The organism is Kibdelosporangium philippinense (assembly GCF_021390435.2).
Lineage (GTDB): Bacteria > Actinomycetota > Actinomycetes > Mycobacteriales > Pseudonocardiaceae > Kibdelosporangium > Kibdelosporangium philippinense.
Window position 1 is genome coordinate 1,853,081 of sequence record NZ_JAJVCN010000004.1, and the last position, 16,517, is coordinate 1,869,597.

Here is a 16,517-nt window from a genome sequence, read left to right on the forward strand (position 1 = left end):
TCATCCTCTGGTCAGCCTGTCCATCGCGCGCTTGCGCCGTCGCTCGTCACGCCAGCGGGCGTACAGCGGCCGCGGGTCGAGCCAGGCGCGGACAGTCAACAGTGGACTGCGAGCCTTGCGTAGTTCCCTGCGGAGCTGACCTTCCAGCTGCCAGGCTTCTTCAACGGCGTTATCGTCCGGCTCGGCCGGTTCGAACACCGCCTTGGTGACGATCGGGGCAAGCACCGCGAGTGATCCGGTACCCGCTTCGCCGATCTTCTCACGGGCCTGGGTGCTGACTTCCTGCGCGGTGGACGCGGCTGTTATCGGAACGCCGTGTTCAATCAATCGGTCGGTTGCTTGCTGCCACGCGCCGATGATTCTGGCCGCACGACTGCCAGAACGCCGTTTCTGGCGTCGCCGGAACTTCTCGATGGCGATCGCGATCGGCGTGAGGATGGCAAGCGCGCCGAGTCCGATGAGGACGAACAGTGCCCAGTCGAGCACGGTCAAGGTGCCTTCGCCGAGCCTCGGCAGGTTCGGGTCCTCGGCGGGCTGTGACGCGGTGGAGTTCTCCTCAGGGCGGTTCTCGTCCGCGGGTGTTTCGGTGTCCTTGGGCTTGGGAGCGTTGGCAGGATGGCGTTTCGGGTCGGTCGGTTCGAACGCGACCCAGCCGTATCCGGCCAGGTTCACCTCGGCCCACGCGTGCGCGTCACCCGACCTGACCTGGTACGTGTCGCCGGTGCGGCGGTCCTTGTTGAGCAGGTAGCCGACCGCGACCCTGGTCGGGAATCCTTGCGTACGAGCCAGGACTGCGAACGCGGCCGCGAACTGCTCGGCGGAGCCGACCTGCTCGTTGATGTTCGGGCCGAACAGCCTGCTGATCGCGTCGTAGGAATGCCCAGGGCGGGTGTCCAGGCTGTACGGGAAGCTCTGCATGAACTTCTGGATCGCCATCAGCTTGGCGTACGGCTCGGACACGCTCGACGCCAGCTCGGTTCCCTTGGCCAGAATGACGTCCGGCATGCGTGGATCGTCGCGTGGCAACTGGGTGTACCGATTGGACACCGAGTACGGCACGCTCTTGTCCAGACCAGTTTTCCGGCCGACTTCGGTGACCAGCTCGTAATTCCAGCCAGTCGGCTGCTGATCGGTCGCGAGAACCCCGGAGTCCTTGCTGTATCCGACCCGTGGCGCGCCCTTGATCGACACCGGCGCGCCGATCTCCGGAAGATACTGTCCTGGCAAGCCGTTGACGGTCACGTTCATCGTGACCTTGCGCGGGTTGACCAGTGACTCGTCTTGCGGCAGCGTGCTTCCGGCGAGCAGGAACTTGTCCTGCGAGCTCCACATCGCGCCATCGAACGTATCCAGCGCAACGGTCCTGACCCGGTCGATTCCTTCGGTGTCACCGGTCAGCTTGACCGTGAACATGTCCGCGTCCGGCTTGCGCAGCTGTGTTTTCAGGGTGACCAACGGGTTGATCAGATCGTCGATGTTCAGCTCCGGCTCGACGACCTCGCGCAGATCGAACCGGTTGTCGCCGTCGGCGAGCGGAACGAACTGCATCCCGGCCAGTCCCGCGGCGATCGCCATGATCACCACCGGCAGGCCGAAAAGGAACCTGCCCCAGATGGCTTTCGTGTCGATCGTGCGTGCCATCGGATCGGAAGTCCCGGCCCGGATCAACGTCGCCAGCAATACGACCGCGAGCAACACGCCGACCGGGATCATCCCGCCGACCGACCGTGGCGCGGTGATGGGTAGCGCGAAGGCGAAAGCCAGTACTGGCGCCAGAATCGGGGCAAGCAAGTACTTGGTTCGCAACACCAGCGATGCCGCGACGGTCCCGCCCAGGAAACAGATCAGTGCTGGCGTGAACTCCAGCTCGCCGCTCGGGTCAGCGGGCAGCGTGACCGACAGCATCTTGTTCCAGCCCGACAATAGGCCGGACCCCAGCGATTGCAGTGTCGTCAGGGTGGGAATCCCGCGATTGAGCGTCCCGCGGAACACCGCGAAGATCGCGACGAGCAGGAATCCCAGTACCCCGACGCCGACCGTGACCAGCAACGACCAGCGGCGAATGGCCGCGAACGAGCCGATCAGCACGCCGACAGCGGCGGCGGTGAGTGTCGAGATCAGGAAACCGAGGCCACTGAAGAACCTGAGGTACACCAAGCTGGAAACACCCATCGCGACACCGATGAGCACCAGCTGCGAGTACGCGGGCAGGCCGATTTTGATCCGTGGCTGGGTTTGCGGGATGTGCTGGCGGGCGCGCTTGGCTTTTTTCGTTGGCGGAGTTGGGTTGAGCAGCGCCGATTGCGTGACGCTGACCGTGTGCGTGACACCGCCGTGCGGCCCGGCGGGCGGGGTTTGCGGGCGGATGGCGGTCATGTTCGCACCAGCTTGTTCCAGGCGTCCGCGAATTCGTCGGCTGTGCGCACAGTCAGCGACACGACCCCGTGCAACGGTGTTGGGGGAGCGTTGAACTGGCTGGAGAACTGGACGAGGCTGACCATCAGGAAATGCCGGCGCACGGTCGGCAACACCGACAGCATCCGGGGATCAGGCGTTCCCGTGACTACGCCCAATGCCACGCTGTCGTCCGTCGCGACCATGCTTGGCAACGCAGTCAGGCCAGGATCGTCCCTTGTCGCCTTGGCCGCGGCCAGCAGATCCAGCGCGGCTACGGCGCCATCGAAGGCCTTGTCGCTGGCAGCCACACCGCCGCTGGTCGTGCGCAGTTCGAGGGGGAACCCGCCACGAATCGCCGCCATCGCCAGCGAAGCCGCGGCACTCACCGCGGCCTCGAAGGTTTCCTCGGCATAGCCAAGCGAATTGGTGTCCAGTACGACCATCAGCCGCGGCTGATTGGGAACAACGTTGTGCCGCACCATCATCTGGCCGGTGCGCGCGGTCGACTTCCAGTGGATCAGCCGCCAGTCGTCGCCGGGCACGTACTCACGCAGGCTGTGGAACGCTACACCGCCCTGCGGCGAGTAGCTGGACGTCGGCCCGTCCATGTCCCTGGTCTGCCCGGTGGGCACGGGTTCGACGTTGAGCAGCCGTGGATGCACGTACAGCGTGGAAAAAGTCGAGAACACCGTGCCGACTCGCATCAGCCGCAATGGGTCCGTGTGCCCGATCGACATCGGGCCGACCTGGTAGATCCCGCGCCGGTTGGTCGGCAGGTAGTACGTGGTGGTGTGGTCGGTGCCGCCAGCGAGGCTCGGAATCGGCACCTGGACCTGCCGGTTGGCCATCTGCTCGGTCGCCAGGATCGGCGGACTGCGGCGTTTGGACTCGTTGGTCAGCGTGATCACGCCCATCGCCTTCTCGCCCTCGGAGACCCGTTGCGGACGGACCTCACGGATCGCGGAAAGGTCTGGGCGCAACGCCATCCACGCCCCGGCGATCGCCAATGTGGCCAGCGCGGCGAAACCGAGCGCGATCAGCTCCGGATAGTCAGCGAGCCAGCCGAGGGCGAGCAGAACGGCCGCCGAGACGGCCATCGCCACACCGGACTTCGTAGGCATGTCACGCCCCGACGGGAGCCTGCGGCACCGGGACAGCCGCGAGAATGCGGTCCACGATCCCTTCCGGCTTGAACTCCTGCACGGCCGCCTCAGGTGTGAGCACCAACCGGTGCGCCAGCACAGGCTTGGCCATCTGCTTCACGTCATCCGCGGTCACGAAGGCACGTCCGTCGACGGCTGCGCGCGCCTGCGCCGCCGTGGCCAGCGCGTTGCTGGCACGAGGGCTCGCCCCGAGCTTGAGCTGAGGAATGGTCCTGGTGGCGTTGGTGATCGTCACGATGAACGCCTGCAGCGCGGGTGCGACGTAGATCCCGCGCACCACTTCAATCATCTGCTGCATATCTTCGATCGTGCAGACGGGCTGCAGCTGTTCGGGCAGTCTGCGGGCGATCGCGTCACCGACGATGCGGACTTCGTGTTCCGGCGTCGGGTAGCCGATCCGCAGCAGCATCATGAACCGGTCCAACTGGGCTTCCGGCAACGAGTACGTGCCCTGCTGGTCGACCGGGTTCTGGGTGGCGATCACGAAGTTGGGCCGTGGCAGCGGGTACGTCACACCGTCCACAGTGACCTGACGCTCGGCCATCGCCTCGAGCAGCGAAGACTGGGTTTTCGGCGACGCCCGGTTGATCTCGTCGGCCAGCAGGATGTTGCCGAAGACCGGGCCTTCCTTGAACTGGAACTGGCCCTTGTGCGTGTCGTAGATCTGCACACCGACCACATCGGACGGCAGCAGGTCGGGCGTGAACTGGATCCGGCGCATCGAGCCGCCGATGGAGTGCGCGATCGCTTTGGCCAGCGAGGTCTTCGCGACTCCCGGTACATCCTCGATCAGCAGATGGCCCTCGGCGAGCAGTCCCACAACAGCGTTCCAGATCACGCCGGTCTTGCCGTGGATGAAATGCTCGACGTTGCGGACGAGGTCGTTGCAGCGCCGCTGGACCCAGCCGACCCGCTCGGCGAGCTGAGTTCCATAGGTCATCGAACGCCCCCAGCCACTCTTTTCCTGGAACTTGTACGGGAAAACACTATTCCGGTTGGACCGCCATGGCCTGCCCCAAAGGGCGGCGATACGGGCGCGCGGCCGTGACGAGAAGTGATCCACGGAGGGGATCGGCGCCGAACGTGACAGTGTGACCACTACTGTTTGCCGGGTGACCTATCCGCTGGGTGTCGATATCGGGACCACATACACCGCGGCGGCGTTGTGGCGCGAAGGCCGGGTGCAGACCGTGCCGCTGGGAAACCGCGCCAACGCCGTGCCGTCTGTGCTGTTCCTGCGCGACGAAGGCAGCTTTCTGGTCGGTGAAGCCGCGGCGAGGCGTGGCATCACCGATCCGGACAAGCAGGCCCGTGAGTTCAAACGGCGGATGGGCGACGACATTCCGATCCTGGTCGGTGGCCGGGGTTTCACCGCGCAGCAGCTGACCGGCGAGGTACTGAAGTGGTCGCTGGCCCGTGTGGCGGAACTGCAAGGCGGCCCACCGAACCACGTGGTGCTGACCCATCCGGCGGCATGGGGCGATTTCCGTAAGAACCTCCTCGTCCAAGCGGCGATGTCGGCAGGTTTGCGAGAGGTCGGCCTGCTGCCCGAACCGGTCGCGGCGGCAACGTGGTACGCGGCGCAAGAACGAATCGAACCCGGATCGCTGATCGGCATCTACGACTTCGGCGGCGGAACGTTCGACGCGAGCGTGGTCCGTAAAACCGCGACGGGCGTGGAGATCTACGGCGAAGCAGGCGGCGACGACTCGATCGGTGGTATCGACTTCGACCACGCCCTGTTCAGGCACGTCGGAAAGCACGCGGGAGTCGACGTCGCACAGCTGGACTTCACCGATCCTGTGGTGTCCAGCGCGATGGCGCAGCTTTTCAGCTCGGTGGTCGAGGCCAAAGAGGCACTCTCGGCGGACATCGAGGTCGTCATTCCGGTCGTCCTGCCGGGAGTGAGCCGTCAAGTACTGATCACAAGAGCGGAATTCGAAGACCTGATCAAGCAGCGCGTCCTTGGCACAGTGGGAGTGTTCGGCCAGGTAGTCCAGCGCGCCGGAGTGGACCCATCGAAGCTGCACGGCGTCCTGCTGGTGGGTGGATCAAGCCGGATCCCACTGGTACGCAAGCTGTTGTCGGACGAACTGGGCATCAGGGTCGCGCTTGACGCGCACCCGAAGTACACCGTCAGCCTCGGCGCGGCAATCGCCGCCGCTCCACGAGCCGTCGGTATCCGATCCTCCGGCGGCTTCGCCCCACCAGCGCCCCGCCCTCCGCACCCGTTGTACAACCCGGCGGGGTCGCGGCCGATGGCTTATCCACCTGGCCAACGCTCGCAGCCCGCATTCCCCGTCCAGCAGCCGGGTCCTGGACAGCGAAGCATGGGCACAATCCCGCCGCAGATGCCCGCGCCTGCCGTGAGCGAGCAGGTCGACCTGGCCCGCTCAGGCCTGACCGGCGTGACGGACATCCGGACCGTGCTCAAGCAGATGCAGCCGCTCGAGCCCGTGAACCTGGCGCCCCCACGACCCGTTGGCCCGGTGGCAGAGGTCCGTACGCGCGACGGCAATGGCCGCGGCCGCTGGATCGCTTTGGTGGTCGTGCTCGTCATCGCGGCGGTGGTCGCCGCGTTGGTCATTTTTGTGATGAACCAAGGCACATCAGAGCTTGGGCCGCAGCAGCAAAACCAGCCGGAGGGCGCGGTATCGCTGCCCGCGGTCGGCAAGATCACGGTAACCGGTCAGCCATTGGTGACGCCGCCCGCGGGCACCGACGAGATGCGAGCAGTGACCGGCAGGGCCAACGGAGACGTGGTCGCAGTGGGCTTTTCCCAGAACCGGCAACCCCGGGCGTGGCTGAGCAAGGGCGGAAAGGACGACTTCGTCCCAGTTCCGGTGAGCGAAGACGGCCAAGGCCTAATGCTCGACGTGACGCCAATGGGCTCCACTTTGGTCGCCGTAGGCTGGACCGGAACCGGGCAGAGAAAACGCGCGGCCGTATGGACATCGGCGGACGGAACCAAGTGGGAATTGCTGCCCCAGCAAGGTGATTTCAATCCAACATCGGGCTTCAAAGAGCTAACTGCGGTGACCGTGGGTCGCGACAATTCCTTGCTGGCTATTGGCCGCGACGACCGTAACGACCGAAACGACGGTGACGCGGCCGTCTATATGTCCACCGACGGCAACACGTGGAACCCCGTCACCACCTCCGGGCTTTCCGGCACTGGGCCGCAGGACGTAGAGAAGGTCACAAAGACCGAAGACGGCTCATTCATGGCCGTGGGGACCGTTTTGCAGGGCGCCAAGCGTGGCCCGGGGATCTGGACCTCGAAGGACGGGGTGAAATGGGAGCTCTCGCCCTACCTGCCAGAAGGCGCGCCCGCACTCCGCGGCGTCGCCCGACTGTCCGATGGAACAATGATGGTCTGCGGTTCTGTTGGCTCAGGCCAGCCGCCTCCCGCCAGTTGCTGGACCTTGAGCAAGGACCAAAAGTGGGAACGCTGGAACGTCGCCAGCGCCCAGGCTTCGCCCCGAGTCGTGTTCCTCAACGGAATGTTCCCGGTCGAAGGCAACCAGGTAGTGATCGTCGGCCTAGGTCAATCCGGCACAGAGAACACGACGGACGCGGCTATGTGGCTTGGCACTTTCGGCGCTCGCGGGAGCAGCTAGCGGCTCGTCTCGAGTGGTTGACCAGGTAACCGGGCTTCCGGTCTGTCCATAATAGATAATCAATCGTCACCTGAGTCGCACCTGTCGCACGTACCACACCTGTTGCCCACGTTGATGCCGTGAAGGTCACCTTGACGGCGTTCAACGCGCCGAATCTTCCCCTCGCAACGGCCTGCTGCCCGCACGGCGCCGTGGCATGCCAGGGTGACCGTGGCCACGGCAGCCTCCGCGCTGTGTCACCAGGCAAACCTGGCGGTCACCGACTCGAACACCGACCAGCAAGCCTGAAACTCTGGCATTGGCGTTCAACGCCGCTCACTCGGCCCTCGCGAACAGTCGCGGGCGTGACCGGCGCTGGACGACGCAGGAGGCGGCCCTCCCGCCGGGGAAATGCCTCATTCGGGGTCACTCGGACCACCGCAGATTGATCCTGGCTGGCGGAGACCGGCTCTGCGGAATAAACGCGGCAACGTTCCCGAGACACACCCTAGGCAGTAACGTAGACCTTGAAAGTGAATGGCAGACTGCCTCCGCGGTGTGCCCGCAGGTAGTCCTGTAGCCAAGGACTGTTCGCGGTGCATCCCGCAGCCGTTACGCTGCCGTTTTCGACACTGGGGATAACGGTGTTGCATCGTGCGGCGTAGTGGTTCGGGTCGTCGTTGTGCATGACATCGAAGGTCGCGGTGGCCGTGCCCCAACCGCCGTCGTTGCGGAAAATCGCTTTCATCGGACACCCGTAGGACCGATCACAATTCCCGTTCCACTCAACTGTTACGACGGTGAAGTCGGGCCGCTGCCGGGTCGTCGTCGTGGTCGGTGGTGTCGTCCGTGTCCACGTCGGCTGCTTTGTGTACGTATCTCTCGTTAGTGCATCGGCCTCGTTGACCACCGGCACTCGGGCCGTTGTCGTAGCCGAACCTTTGGAGGACGTCATGTCTTTCAGCGGGTTCCACCCGGTCAGGGTGTGCACCGCCACCAGTGCTGCCGCAACGGCCCCGATCGCGCCGACAATCGTGGACCATTTCTTGTAAGGGGGTTCGTCCTGAGGGCCAGTTGGCTTTACCGGCTGGTCAGACATCGGTCCAACATACTGCCCAGCGATGCCCGTGTCATGGTAATCGGACACAGAGCGGACTCACGTGGTCCCACACCCGCAGCAGAGGCATGGGGCGTGCCCGGCCAGGCCTGCAGTCACTTCCACTTCGGATGCGGTGATCATGTCGTCGGTGACTAACACGGCCTGATCAGCCAACCCTGCGACGACCAGATACGACCCAACCCCGTGAGCCAGCACAACGTACCGGGTATTCGGGAACGGTCCGAACACGCGGATGGTCAAGTCTCGGTGACGCATGCGCTCACTGTGACCCACCGATATCCGCGCACGCAAGACGCTCGTTCGTGGGCCATTCCTTAATGCTGGCAATGAAATTAGTGCGAATCCCAAAGGTGAGATTCTTGATTGCTAGTTGCCGCGCGGAAGGTTCGTGGGCCACTGAAAGGCGGTCGTCTTGTCCTCAGGCGTTGGCGGCTTCTGGATGGTCTCTGTCTTGTCCACAGAGGGAGGCCCGGGACGACGCGGCGGCATAGGCGGCATTGACCGCTGTCCAGTCGGAGGCCCCTGGGGAGCACGTTGCGGAGCGGCCCGAACGGCAGCCGCCAACCCCTCGCAAGTACGCTGCAAAACCTGGGCGGCCCGGGTGAAACTTGGGTCGATCAAAGGATTCTGCGCAACCCGGCGCCAATGCCCATGCATGCCACTGATCGCGGCCTGGACAGTCTCAAAAGGAGCATCGGGCCGCAGATTCAGCCTGTCCGCGACGGAAGCGCCCTGGCCGCCAAGAAGTCGTTCCATCACAGCGACTTGCTCGGCCGGTGCCTGGACTGACCCCGTGCGCAACTCGGTCAGCAGGCGAAGCTCAGTCAACTCATGTGCGCCAACCCGCAAACGCTCAACAGCCTGCCGGAGCCGGGGAGCCGCGGGAATCGGGTCATTACGGGTAACAGACTCGATCGCCCGCAGCGCGCCATCGGCCTTCAAAACGTCCCGCCGCTGGGCGAACTGAGTCAGCAGCAACCGTCGAAGCTCATGTAGCCCACTGCGTTCACGCAACATCGTGCACAACTGAGTCTGGTCAACGTTCCCAGATCGCAAAAAGTCCAAACTGAGCCGAAGGCCGTACAACCCCAGCATGCCAAGCAAGCGCTCGCGCGACTCGGCGGCCACATCGACCGCGCGAGTCGGCGAGACGAACCGACCTGCGGACAACAAAAGAGGCATGGTCGCGCCATCGCTCGCCGAAGCGATAGCCTTCAAGTCCGCGAAATCCTTGGCGCTCATAGTGGCCGCAGTCTCCGCAAGCAGACCAGCTACCGGCAGTACGGTATGCACCAAACTGCGGATACGAGAATCCGACCGATACCCGGCAGCCACCTTGCCCGCGTGCGTGATCGCGTCCTCGTCCCCACCGCCAATCTCATCTGCGCGAGACAGCACACCAACGGCATTCACCGGACTGCTGTCAGTGTCACTGTCATTGAACGCGTCAAGGAAATCGATGTCAGTGGAATGCAAGTGCCGCATCAGATACAGCACCGCGTCCACACTCGCGGTCTCCCCAAGGAAATCCTGCGTACGACGCCCAGCTGACTCCGTCAGCGACCCCATCCCAGGAGTGTCCACAAGGGTCATCTGGCCGAGCCAGTCACTCGGCAGAGCAACCTCAATCCGGTCCACACCTTCGACATCCAACGTGCCGAGATCCAACGCATATCGACTGCCGTCGTAGTCAATCGGCAGACCCACAGGCCTTGTGCGATGCGGGAAAGCAGTCGCACGCGGCTCAGGGCCACGGAAATACCACGTTACGATCCGAGTGCACTCGCCAGCATCGGTCGCCGCGATCCGCGTGCCAACCAGAGCGTTGAGCAAAGTGGACTTACCGGCCTTCACCCGCCCCGCGATAGCCACACGCAACGGCCCATCGAGGTGTCTGGCCACATCGGTCAACGCACGGCCGCTTGGCCGACCTTGGTATGCCTGGACCGCGTCGTTGAGCAGCGAGCGGACCCGTGCGGCAAGGGAAACTGTCACGACCGGCCCTTCTGCGTCACTCGTTCCGCGCTGGCCAGCAGCGCGGAGACCCGGTCGAGCTCGGCCTTGGCCGCCGCGCCCCGGGTTGCCGCCGCTTGCGCGTCGGCCTGCACCGCGCGCATCGCGGCTTCCTGCTCGTGTTTGGCGGCCGAGACCATCTCCTGCGCCTGGTCGAGGTAGTAGTCACGGATCTTGCCGCGACTGTGCCTGATCAGGTCATACGAAGCCCGGTTGGCGTCCACTCTTGCCTGGTTCAAATAGACCGCCGCGGCGCGCAACGCCTCGGCGCGAGCCGCGTCGACCTTTGTGGTCTTGTAGCTACGAACCGCACGCCACGCGAACACCGAACCCAGAGCCGCCGTGATCGGCAAGACGATCAACAGGCTCGGCGCCAACGTGGTCACAAGAACTGTCGTCACAATGGAACTGGACAGCGACCAGCCACGGGCGGCGTGCATGCCGACTTCGAGCTTGCCGCCTTTCTTGCTGGCCAGGTTCTCGACTTTCAGGTCGACCGACATGTCCGTGCCCTTGGCGATCGCGTCGACCTGTTCGGCTGTCGCGTCGAACAACGCGGCGACGTCGTCAGCGAGCTCGTTGATCTGGCGGATCAACAGCGTGTGCGCGTCGGTCATCTCCTCGTTCGTGCGCTTCTGCAGCCACGGCACGATCTCCGACCATTCCTTGGTCGGGTCGCCTTCTTTGATTCGTCTGGTGGTCTCGTTTTCCAGTCGGCGTGAACGCTCGGTCAGGTCAGCGTCCACATGCGCCTGAATGTCGGCGAACCGGTCGGTGATCGTGTTCAGCCACCGCGCGGACGGGCTGGACAGCGCCTTCGCGCGCTCGCCACTCGCCTCGACCTTGCGCATGGTCGCCTGGCGTTCCTCGGGTTTGGTCAGCGCCGCGTGCTCGGTCACCAGCACTTCGGCAACCTGGCGCAGCGAATTCCGTACGACCCCGGCCGCGGCCAACACGGACTTCGCCGCATGGTCAGCAAGCAGTCGGGAACCCAAGCGCTCCACCAGAACCGGGAACCCGCATTCCGCGTTCAGCGCCGGATCACCAGTGTCCAAAGCCAACTCTCGCAGCACGGACGACACCGCGACGATCTCAGCCTGGATGCCCGCCGCGCGCAGATGCTGCCGGTCGAGTTCGAGAATCCGTTGCCACTGCGGATAAAAGTCCGTCTTGGTCAGAACGACGATCAAGTTTGGACAGACGTCGACCGCGTGCTTGATGAAGTCCACTTCGGCCGCAGTCAGCTCCTGTGAGGCGTCCGTCACGACGATCACGCCGTCCGCCAACGAAAGCGCCCGCATAGTCGCCGACGCGGCAGCAGCCGCGAAACCGCCACCAAGGCCAGGCGTATCCACAAGCACCAGGCCGTCGGCGAGAAGCTCACGCTTCAACGTGGTTTCGATTGCCCGCAGCCGGGTTCCGTCATCCGCAAGGCCGGTTCTGCCGTATTCGGCGGCTTTCCGGATGTCGATCTTGATCGGTGGCGGCAGTTGCACCGCGTCCGCCGGTGCTTCGGTCATCAGGTAGGCCGTCGGCTTGTCGCCGTGCTTGATCGTCGTTGGCACGGCCGTGAACGCGACCGGGTCGACGCCACACACCGGAACCCCGAGCAAGCCGTTGATCAGGGCGCTCTTGCCCTTCTTGAACTCGCCAGCGACCAGCACGTGCCAGGCGCCGGTGGTCAGCTGACGGCGGCATTTGAGCAGCTTTTCGGCCAGGTCAGGCCGACCGGCCGAGCGGGTCTCGGTGATCGCGGTGTCGATCAGCTGGAGCATCTCGGCGGTCTCGGCCGCGCTTCGTCCTGCGTTGGTCATCAATGCCCGGGTGTGTGGTCGGGGCCGAGGTCGTCGGCCAGGTGGTCAGGCATCGAGTGGTCCGCGGGGGCGATCCAGTTGTGCGCGAACTGCATGCCGTCGACCTGGTTGTCGTTGTCGAGATCGTCGTCGTTCTGGTCCGCGGGCGGTTGTGCTGGCGCCGCCATGTCCACCGGCTGGGGCGGAGGGGGAGGCGGCGGTGGCGGGGGAGGAGGCGCCGGAGCCGGATCGGCGTTGGTCATCTCCTGGCTGATCGCCACGGTCGACGGGTTGCGGTCCATCGGCGCCGGGTCGTTGTTCACGCGGTAGGTGAACGTGTCTGTAGGCGGCGGAGGTGGGGGAGGCGGCGGCACGTTGCCGATGCCCGCGCCCATTTCCGGCAGGAAGCCCGCGTACTGGAACCGCTTGGTGTTGGCCTCCCATGATCCGACGCCGTACTGCGTGCCCTTGGCCTCGATCGTCTTGCCGTTGCCAAGGCTGATCGCCACGTGCGCGGCCGACGGCCTGCCGCCGGACATCGGGTCGGACGAGAAGCTGAACAGCAGCGCGCCCGGAGTCTTGAGGGCCTGCTCGACCGACATGGTCGTGCCGCCGTTGGCCAGCTGCCGGTACTGCATCCACGAGCCGTCCGGCACCTTCACACCTGCTTGGGCCGCTGCCCATTCGACCAGTTCAGAGCAGTCGAAGGTGCTCGGGTTGCGGTCGGTGAGCTTGACCTCGTGCCCGAAGACGTACTTGTCACCGGTCTGCGCCACGGCCGAGTTCAGGAACGTCTGCAGCTTCGTGCCGTCGCCGGTGGGCAGCGCCTGCTGGCCCATCTGCTGGTTCGTGGCCTGCGCTGTCGTGCCCTGCTGCGGTGTCGCTTGGAGCGGATCCTCGTCCAACGGCGCGCCGAACTGGATCCCGGCCTGCTTCTCCGCCAGCGCGTTCGGGTCGGTGGAGCCTGACGTCAGGCTCTGCACACCGGCGGCGTCCTGCGCTGGGACGTCGTCGTCGAGCGGGGCGCCGAACTGGATTCCCTCTTGTTGCTCGGCAGGCGCACCGGTGTCGGTCGTTGTCGTCGTCGCGACCTGCCGGACGTTGACGTTGTCGCTGCCTGACGAGGTCGCGGACTGTGTCGGCGCGACGCCTTGGCCGCCGCCACGCGCGTCGCCTGCGGACGTGTGGTCGCCGTAGCCCGAAACGCCGGTCCACATTCCCCGGTTCGGCCCATCGCCGTACGCCTCAGCGGCCGCTTGGGCTTGCTCCTTGTACTTCAGGTACTTGGCAGCGGAGCCTTTGTGCGTGGTCGTCCACGGCGAGATGTCGTCGCCACCCTTGGAGACCTGGAACGCGGCCCTGGCGTTCTGCACCGGATCGAACAGGTTGACGCTGGCGAACTTCGGGTGCGCGGCCTGGTTGATCTGCCACAGGCCTTTGCTGTTCTCGCCGACCGGGTTGTGGGCGCCGTCGTTGCCGCCGGATTCGGCCATGGCGATCGCGGTCATCGTCGCGGCGCGATCTGGGGAGAACCCAGCCTCGCGCGCGAACGCGTAGATCTGTTCCGCGGAGTATCGCGCCATGTATCCATTATGTTTGACTTCCACCGCCGGTGGGTGGCATTTCGTGTGCCCAAAAGGGCACTGTTCGCGCAGGTTGGCGCCACTTGGTGTTAATTTCAGGCGCGAGAAGTGTCCTGCGGTGACCAAGGGGTGAAGTGCGCGACGATGTCCGGCCGCGATCCGCGCCGCCGTGGCAGGTGATGGCCGACACCTTGCTGCAGCGCGAGGCTTTGGTCTGCCGTCTTGGCGAAGGCCTGCTGCCGCACGACTTCGCGGGCCTCTACATTGGACACGAAGAGGTCGACCGGATCCTCGCTGAGCTGCCAGGCGCGTCCGGCCCGGCTGCCGCGAAGGTCGAAGCTCTGGTACGTCAGCTTGAGCCCGAGATTGTGCTGGCGCGTAAGCAGTTCGACGAGTCGCTGGCATCTGGACAGTCCACTTTCGACCGTCTGGCGCGGACCGCGCGACTGGATTCCCGTGACGCCCAAGCGCTTGCTGTGTTGCTGGCGGTGGAGCGGTCGCCGCACCGGATGCGGCTTGTCGCGTACTTCCAGGACAATGTTCAGCTTCCCCGGCTGACTGTGGCTTCGTTGAGCCGGATTCTCGATGCTCGAAGCGTGGCGCCGGACGCGCCGTTGCGTCGCGCCGAGTTCGTGGAGATCGGCACCGAAGGTCCTTGGGCGACCAGGATGTGCTGGCCCGCACCGCGTTTGACGTGGGCAATCGCTGAAGACGATTCGGTGGATTCCGCGTTGCCCGCAGGCTCGCGGCGCTTGGAAACCAGTGGCACTGGGGCACTTGACCCGTCGATGCTGCTAGTCACGGGCGCGGACTCGGACAGCAGGCTCGCTGCGGTACGTGATCGTTGGCCTGGCAAGGCGTTGCTGGTCTGCCCGATTCCGGCGACCCCGGCTGAGTGGGCCGCTGTTGTGCGGGAAGCCGGTGTCGGTGATCGCGCGATCGTGCTGGAGTTGGAGGGGCCGCCCAGCCGGGCTGCGGCTGACTGGCTCGACCGTGCCGACCATCTGAGCTGGGTGCTCAGCTCGCCGAAGGAGCTCGCGCTGGACGCGTTGCCTCGGCGATCGTGGCAGGAGATCCGCCTGGATTCGGGGCTTGCTTCGGCTTCGGACTGGGAGCAAGCGCTTGGTGTGGGTCCGGATCCGTCGTTCCCGTTGTCCCGTGAGCAATTGCGGCTTGTCACGGCCGCGTCCGCTGGTGATCCGCAGCAGGTCGCCGCGGGTGTCCGGCGTCTCGCCGGTGGGCACCTTGACGGTCTGTCGGTCCGGATCCGGCCTCGCCGAACAATGTCCGACCTGGTACTTCCGTCCGATCAGGTTGGCCAGGTGCGTGAGCTGATCGCGCGGTACAAGCGCCGGACAGTCGTGTACCAGGACTGGGGTTTCTCGCCGCTGCCGTCGACCGGTGTGGTGGCCCTGTTTTCCGGGCCGTCCGGCACCGGAAAGACGCTGGCGGCCGAGATCGTCGCCGGTGAACTCGGCCTCGATCTGTACAAAGTGGACCTGTCCGCTGTGGTCAGCAAGTACATCGGCGAGACCGAGAAGAACCTGGAACGGATCTTCGGCGCAGCGGCGGCCGGTGACCTCGTGTTGTTCTTCGACGAAGCGGATTCCTTGTTCGGCAAGCGGTCCGAGGTCAGCGACGCGCACGACCGGTACGCCAATATCGAAGTCGCGTATCTGTTGCAGCGACTGGAGTCCTACGACGGGCTGGTCGTGATGGCAACGAACCTGCAGCGCAACATCGACGACGCGTTCCTGCGCCGGATCTCGGTCTCGATCGACTTCGAGACGCCGGACGAGCCACAGCGCAAGCAGATCTGGCAGCAGGCTTTCCCGGCAAGCGCGCCCGTGTCCGAACTGGACTTCGACTTCCTCGCCAAACAGTTCCGGATCACCGGCGGAATCATCCGAAACGCCGCACTCGGCGCCGGATTCCTTGCCGCGGACGAGAACGCGCCGGTGACGATGGAACGGATCGCGCTGGCGTTGAAGCGGGAATTCCAGAAGATGGGGCGGCTGCGGACCGAGTCGGAGTTCGACCGTTATTTCAACCTGGTGAATGGGGACAGCCATGCTGAACCTGCTTGACGAGTCCCTTGAAGAGTTCTTGCGGGCGGTCGTGCCCCTGCCCAAGCGTGAGATCGACATCTCGTTCGACGCGCCGGACAAGGACTGGTCGGCCCGTGTCTCCCGCCCGACGGTGAACCTGTACCTGTGGGACGTGCGCCGCAACGTGTCCGAGCGTGAATACGGCCTGGAAACCGTGCACGACGAAAACGGCAGGCCACACCGCCGCCCACCACTGCCCAGAGTGGACTGCCGCTACCTGGTGACAGCGTGGACATCGGACATGCGTGACGAACACTCATTGCTCGGCGCGACATTGACGGCCCTGTTGATGCACACCGAAATCGAGGCGCAATACCTGCAGTCGCCGTACGACAAGGTGACGCCGGTCCCCGGCATCTCGATCGCAACGGGTGGCGAACGTGACAACTCCGACTTCTGGTCGGCATTGGGCGGCCAACTGAAACCAGGCCTGGACATAACGGTGACCGCCACAGTGGACAGTGCTCTCCTGGTGCCTGCGGGCCCGCCTGTCCAGCGCTTCGCGATCATCACGTCCAATGGGGACTCGGTCTCCGAGGAGCGGATGTGGGTCGCGGGCCAGACGGACGCGGGCGCTGTCGTGTCCACATCACATGGCGCGGCCGAAACCGACGAGGAAGGCAAGTTCCTGGTCCCAGCCGAAGTCGGCGACAAGGTCTCGGTAAACGGAAAACCCCAAGGCGAAGTCCCACCAACCGGCCCAGTCACCTTCAAAAAACGCCGCTAGCCAACGCCGTGTCC

11 protein-coding genes are annotated in these 16,517 nt (G+C 64.9%); 3 read left to right on the top strand and 8 right to left on the bottom strand.

Annotated features, from left to right (window positions below):
* Genes LWC34_RS51670 through LWC34_RS51680 form a run of 3 tightly spaced genes read right to left on the bottom strand, consistent with a single transcriptional unit; the run spans position 1 to position 4,500 of the window.
* Complete coding sequence (locus LWC34_RS51670) at positions 1-2,376, bottom strand: transglutaminase TgpA family protein (protein WP_233733597.1); 2,376 nt, start codon at positions 2,374-2,376, stop codon at positions 1-3.
* Complete coding sequence (locus tag LWC34_RS51675; protein WP_233733598.1) at positions 2,373-3,518, bottom strand: DUF58 domain-containing protein; 1,146 nt, start codon at positions 3,516-3,518, stop codon at positions 2,373-2,375. The genes LWC34_RS51670 and LWC34_RS51675 overlap by 4 nt, the downstream gene beginning before the upstream one ends.
* Before the next feature lies 1 nt (position 3,519).
* Positions 3,520-4,500, bottom strand: coding sequence for an AAA family ATPase (locus tag LWC34_RS51680; RefSeq protein ID WP_233733599.1), 981 nt, complete (start codon positions 4,498-4,500; stop codon positions 3,520-3,522).
* Positions 4,501-4,672: 172 nt separating this feature from the next.
* Between LWC34_RS51680 and LWC34_RS51685 the strand changes: the two genes are divergently transcribed.
* Positions 4,673-7,180: an Hsp70 family protein gene (locus LWC34_RS51685; protein WP_233733600.1), complete on the top strand. Its 2,508-nt coding sequence runs from the start codon at positions 4,673-4,675 to the stop codon at positions 7,178-7,180.
* A gap of 487 nt (positions 7,181-7,667) precedes the next feature.
* Here the strand turns inward: LWC34_RS51685 and LWC34_RS51690 are convergent, their stop codons facing one another.
* The 5 genes from LWC34_RS51690 to LWC34_RS51710 form a co-directional block, all read right to left on the bottom strand.
* Positions 7,668-7,907 (bottom strand): hypothetical protein, encoded by a 240-nt coding sequence (locus LWC34_RS51690; RefSeq protein ID WP_233733601.1) that lies wholly within the window; start codon positions 7,905-7,907, stop codon positions 7,668-7,670.
* Between the two features lie 408 nt (positions 7,908-8,315).
* A complete protein-coding gene (locus tag LWC34_RS51695; RefSeq protein WP_233733602.1) occupies positions 8,316-8,534 on the bottom strand; it encodes a hypothetical protein in 219 nt (72 codons plus the stop codon).
* Positions 8,535-8,645: 111 nt separating this feature from the next.
* On the bottom strand, positions 8,646-10,274 hold the full coding sequence (locus LWC34_RS51700) for a dynamin family protein (RefSeq protein WP_233733603.1): 1,629 nt from the start codon (positions 10,272-10,274) through the stop codon (positions 8,646-8,648).
* A complete protein-coding gene (locus LWC34_RS51705; protein WP_233733605.1) occupies positions 10,271-12,106 on the bottom strand; it encodes a dynamin family protein in 1,836 nt (611 codons plus the stop codon). The genes LWC34_RS51700 and LWC34_RS51705 overlap by 4 nt, the downstream gene beginning before the upstream one ends.
* The gene (locus tag LWC34_RS51710) at positions 12,106-13,668 is read right to left on the bottom strand and encodes an NlpC/P60 family protein (protein ID WP_233733607.1); all 1,563 of its coding nucleotides are present in this window, start codon (positions 13,666-13,668) and stop codon (positions 12,106-12,108) included. Before LWC34_RS51710 ends, LWC34_RS51705 begins: the two co-directional genes overlap by 1 nt.
* A 134-nt stretch (positions 13,669-13,802) precedes the next feature.
* On the opposite strand from LWC34_RS51710, the gene LWC34_RS51715 reads away from it, so the two are divergent.
* The gene (locus LWC34_RS51715) at positions 13,803-15,755 is read left to right on the top strand and encodes an ATP-binding protein (protein WP_233733609.1); all 1,953 of its coding nucleotides are present in this window, start codon (positions 13,803-13,805) and stop codon (positions 15,753-15,755) included.
* Positions 15,739-16,503, top strand: a complete 765-nt coding sequence (locus LWC34_RS51720; RefSeq protein WP_233733611.1) for a Pvc16 family protein — start codon at positions 15,739-15,741, stop codon at positions 16,501-16,503. Before LWC34_RS51715 ends, LWC34_RS51720 begins: the two co-directional genes overlap by 17 nt.
* The last annotated feature ends 14 nt before the right edge of the window (positions 16,504-16,517 follow it).

Coding starts and splice junctions, on each gene's coding strand:
- LWC34_RS51670 (WP_233733597.1), bottom strand. CDS start 2,376: ATGACCGCCATCCGCCCGCAAACCCCGCCCGCCGGGCCGCACGGCGGT.
- LWC34_RS51675 (WP_233733598.1), bottom strand. CDS start 3,518: ATGCCTACGAAGTCCGGTGTGGCGATGGCCGTCTCGGCGGCCGTTCTG.
- LWC34_RS51680 (WP_233733599.1), bottom strand. CDS start 4,500: ATGACCTATGGAACTCAGCTCGCCGAGCGGGTCGGCTGGGTCCAGCGG.
- LWC34_RS51690 (WP_233733601.1), bottom strand. CDS start 7,907: ATGAAAGCGATTTTCCGCAACGACGGCGGTTGGGGCACGGCCACCGCG.
- LWC34_RS51695 (WP_233733602.1), bottom strand. CDS start 8,534: ATGCGTCACCGAGACTTGACCATCCGCGTGTTCGGACCGTTCCCGAAT.
- LWC34_RS51705 (WP_233733605.1), bottom strand. CDS start 12,106: ATGACCAACGCAGGACGAAGCGCGGCCGAGACCGCCGAGATGCTCCAG.
- LWC34_RS51710 (WP_233733607.1), bottom strand. CDS start 13,668: ATGGCGCGATACTCCGCGGAACAGATCTACGCGTTCGCGCGCGAGGCT.
- LWC34_RS51720 (WP_233733611.1), top strand. CDS start 15,739: ATGCTGAACCTGCTTGACGAGTCCCTTGAAGAGTTCTTGCGGGCGGTC.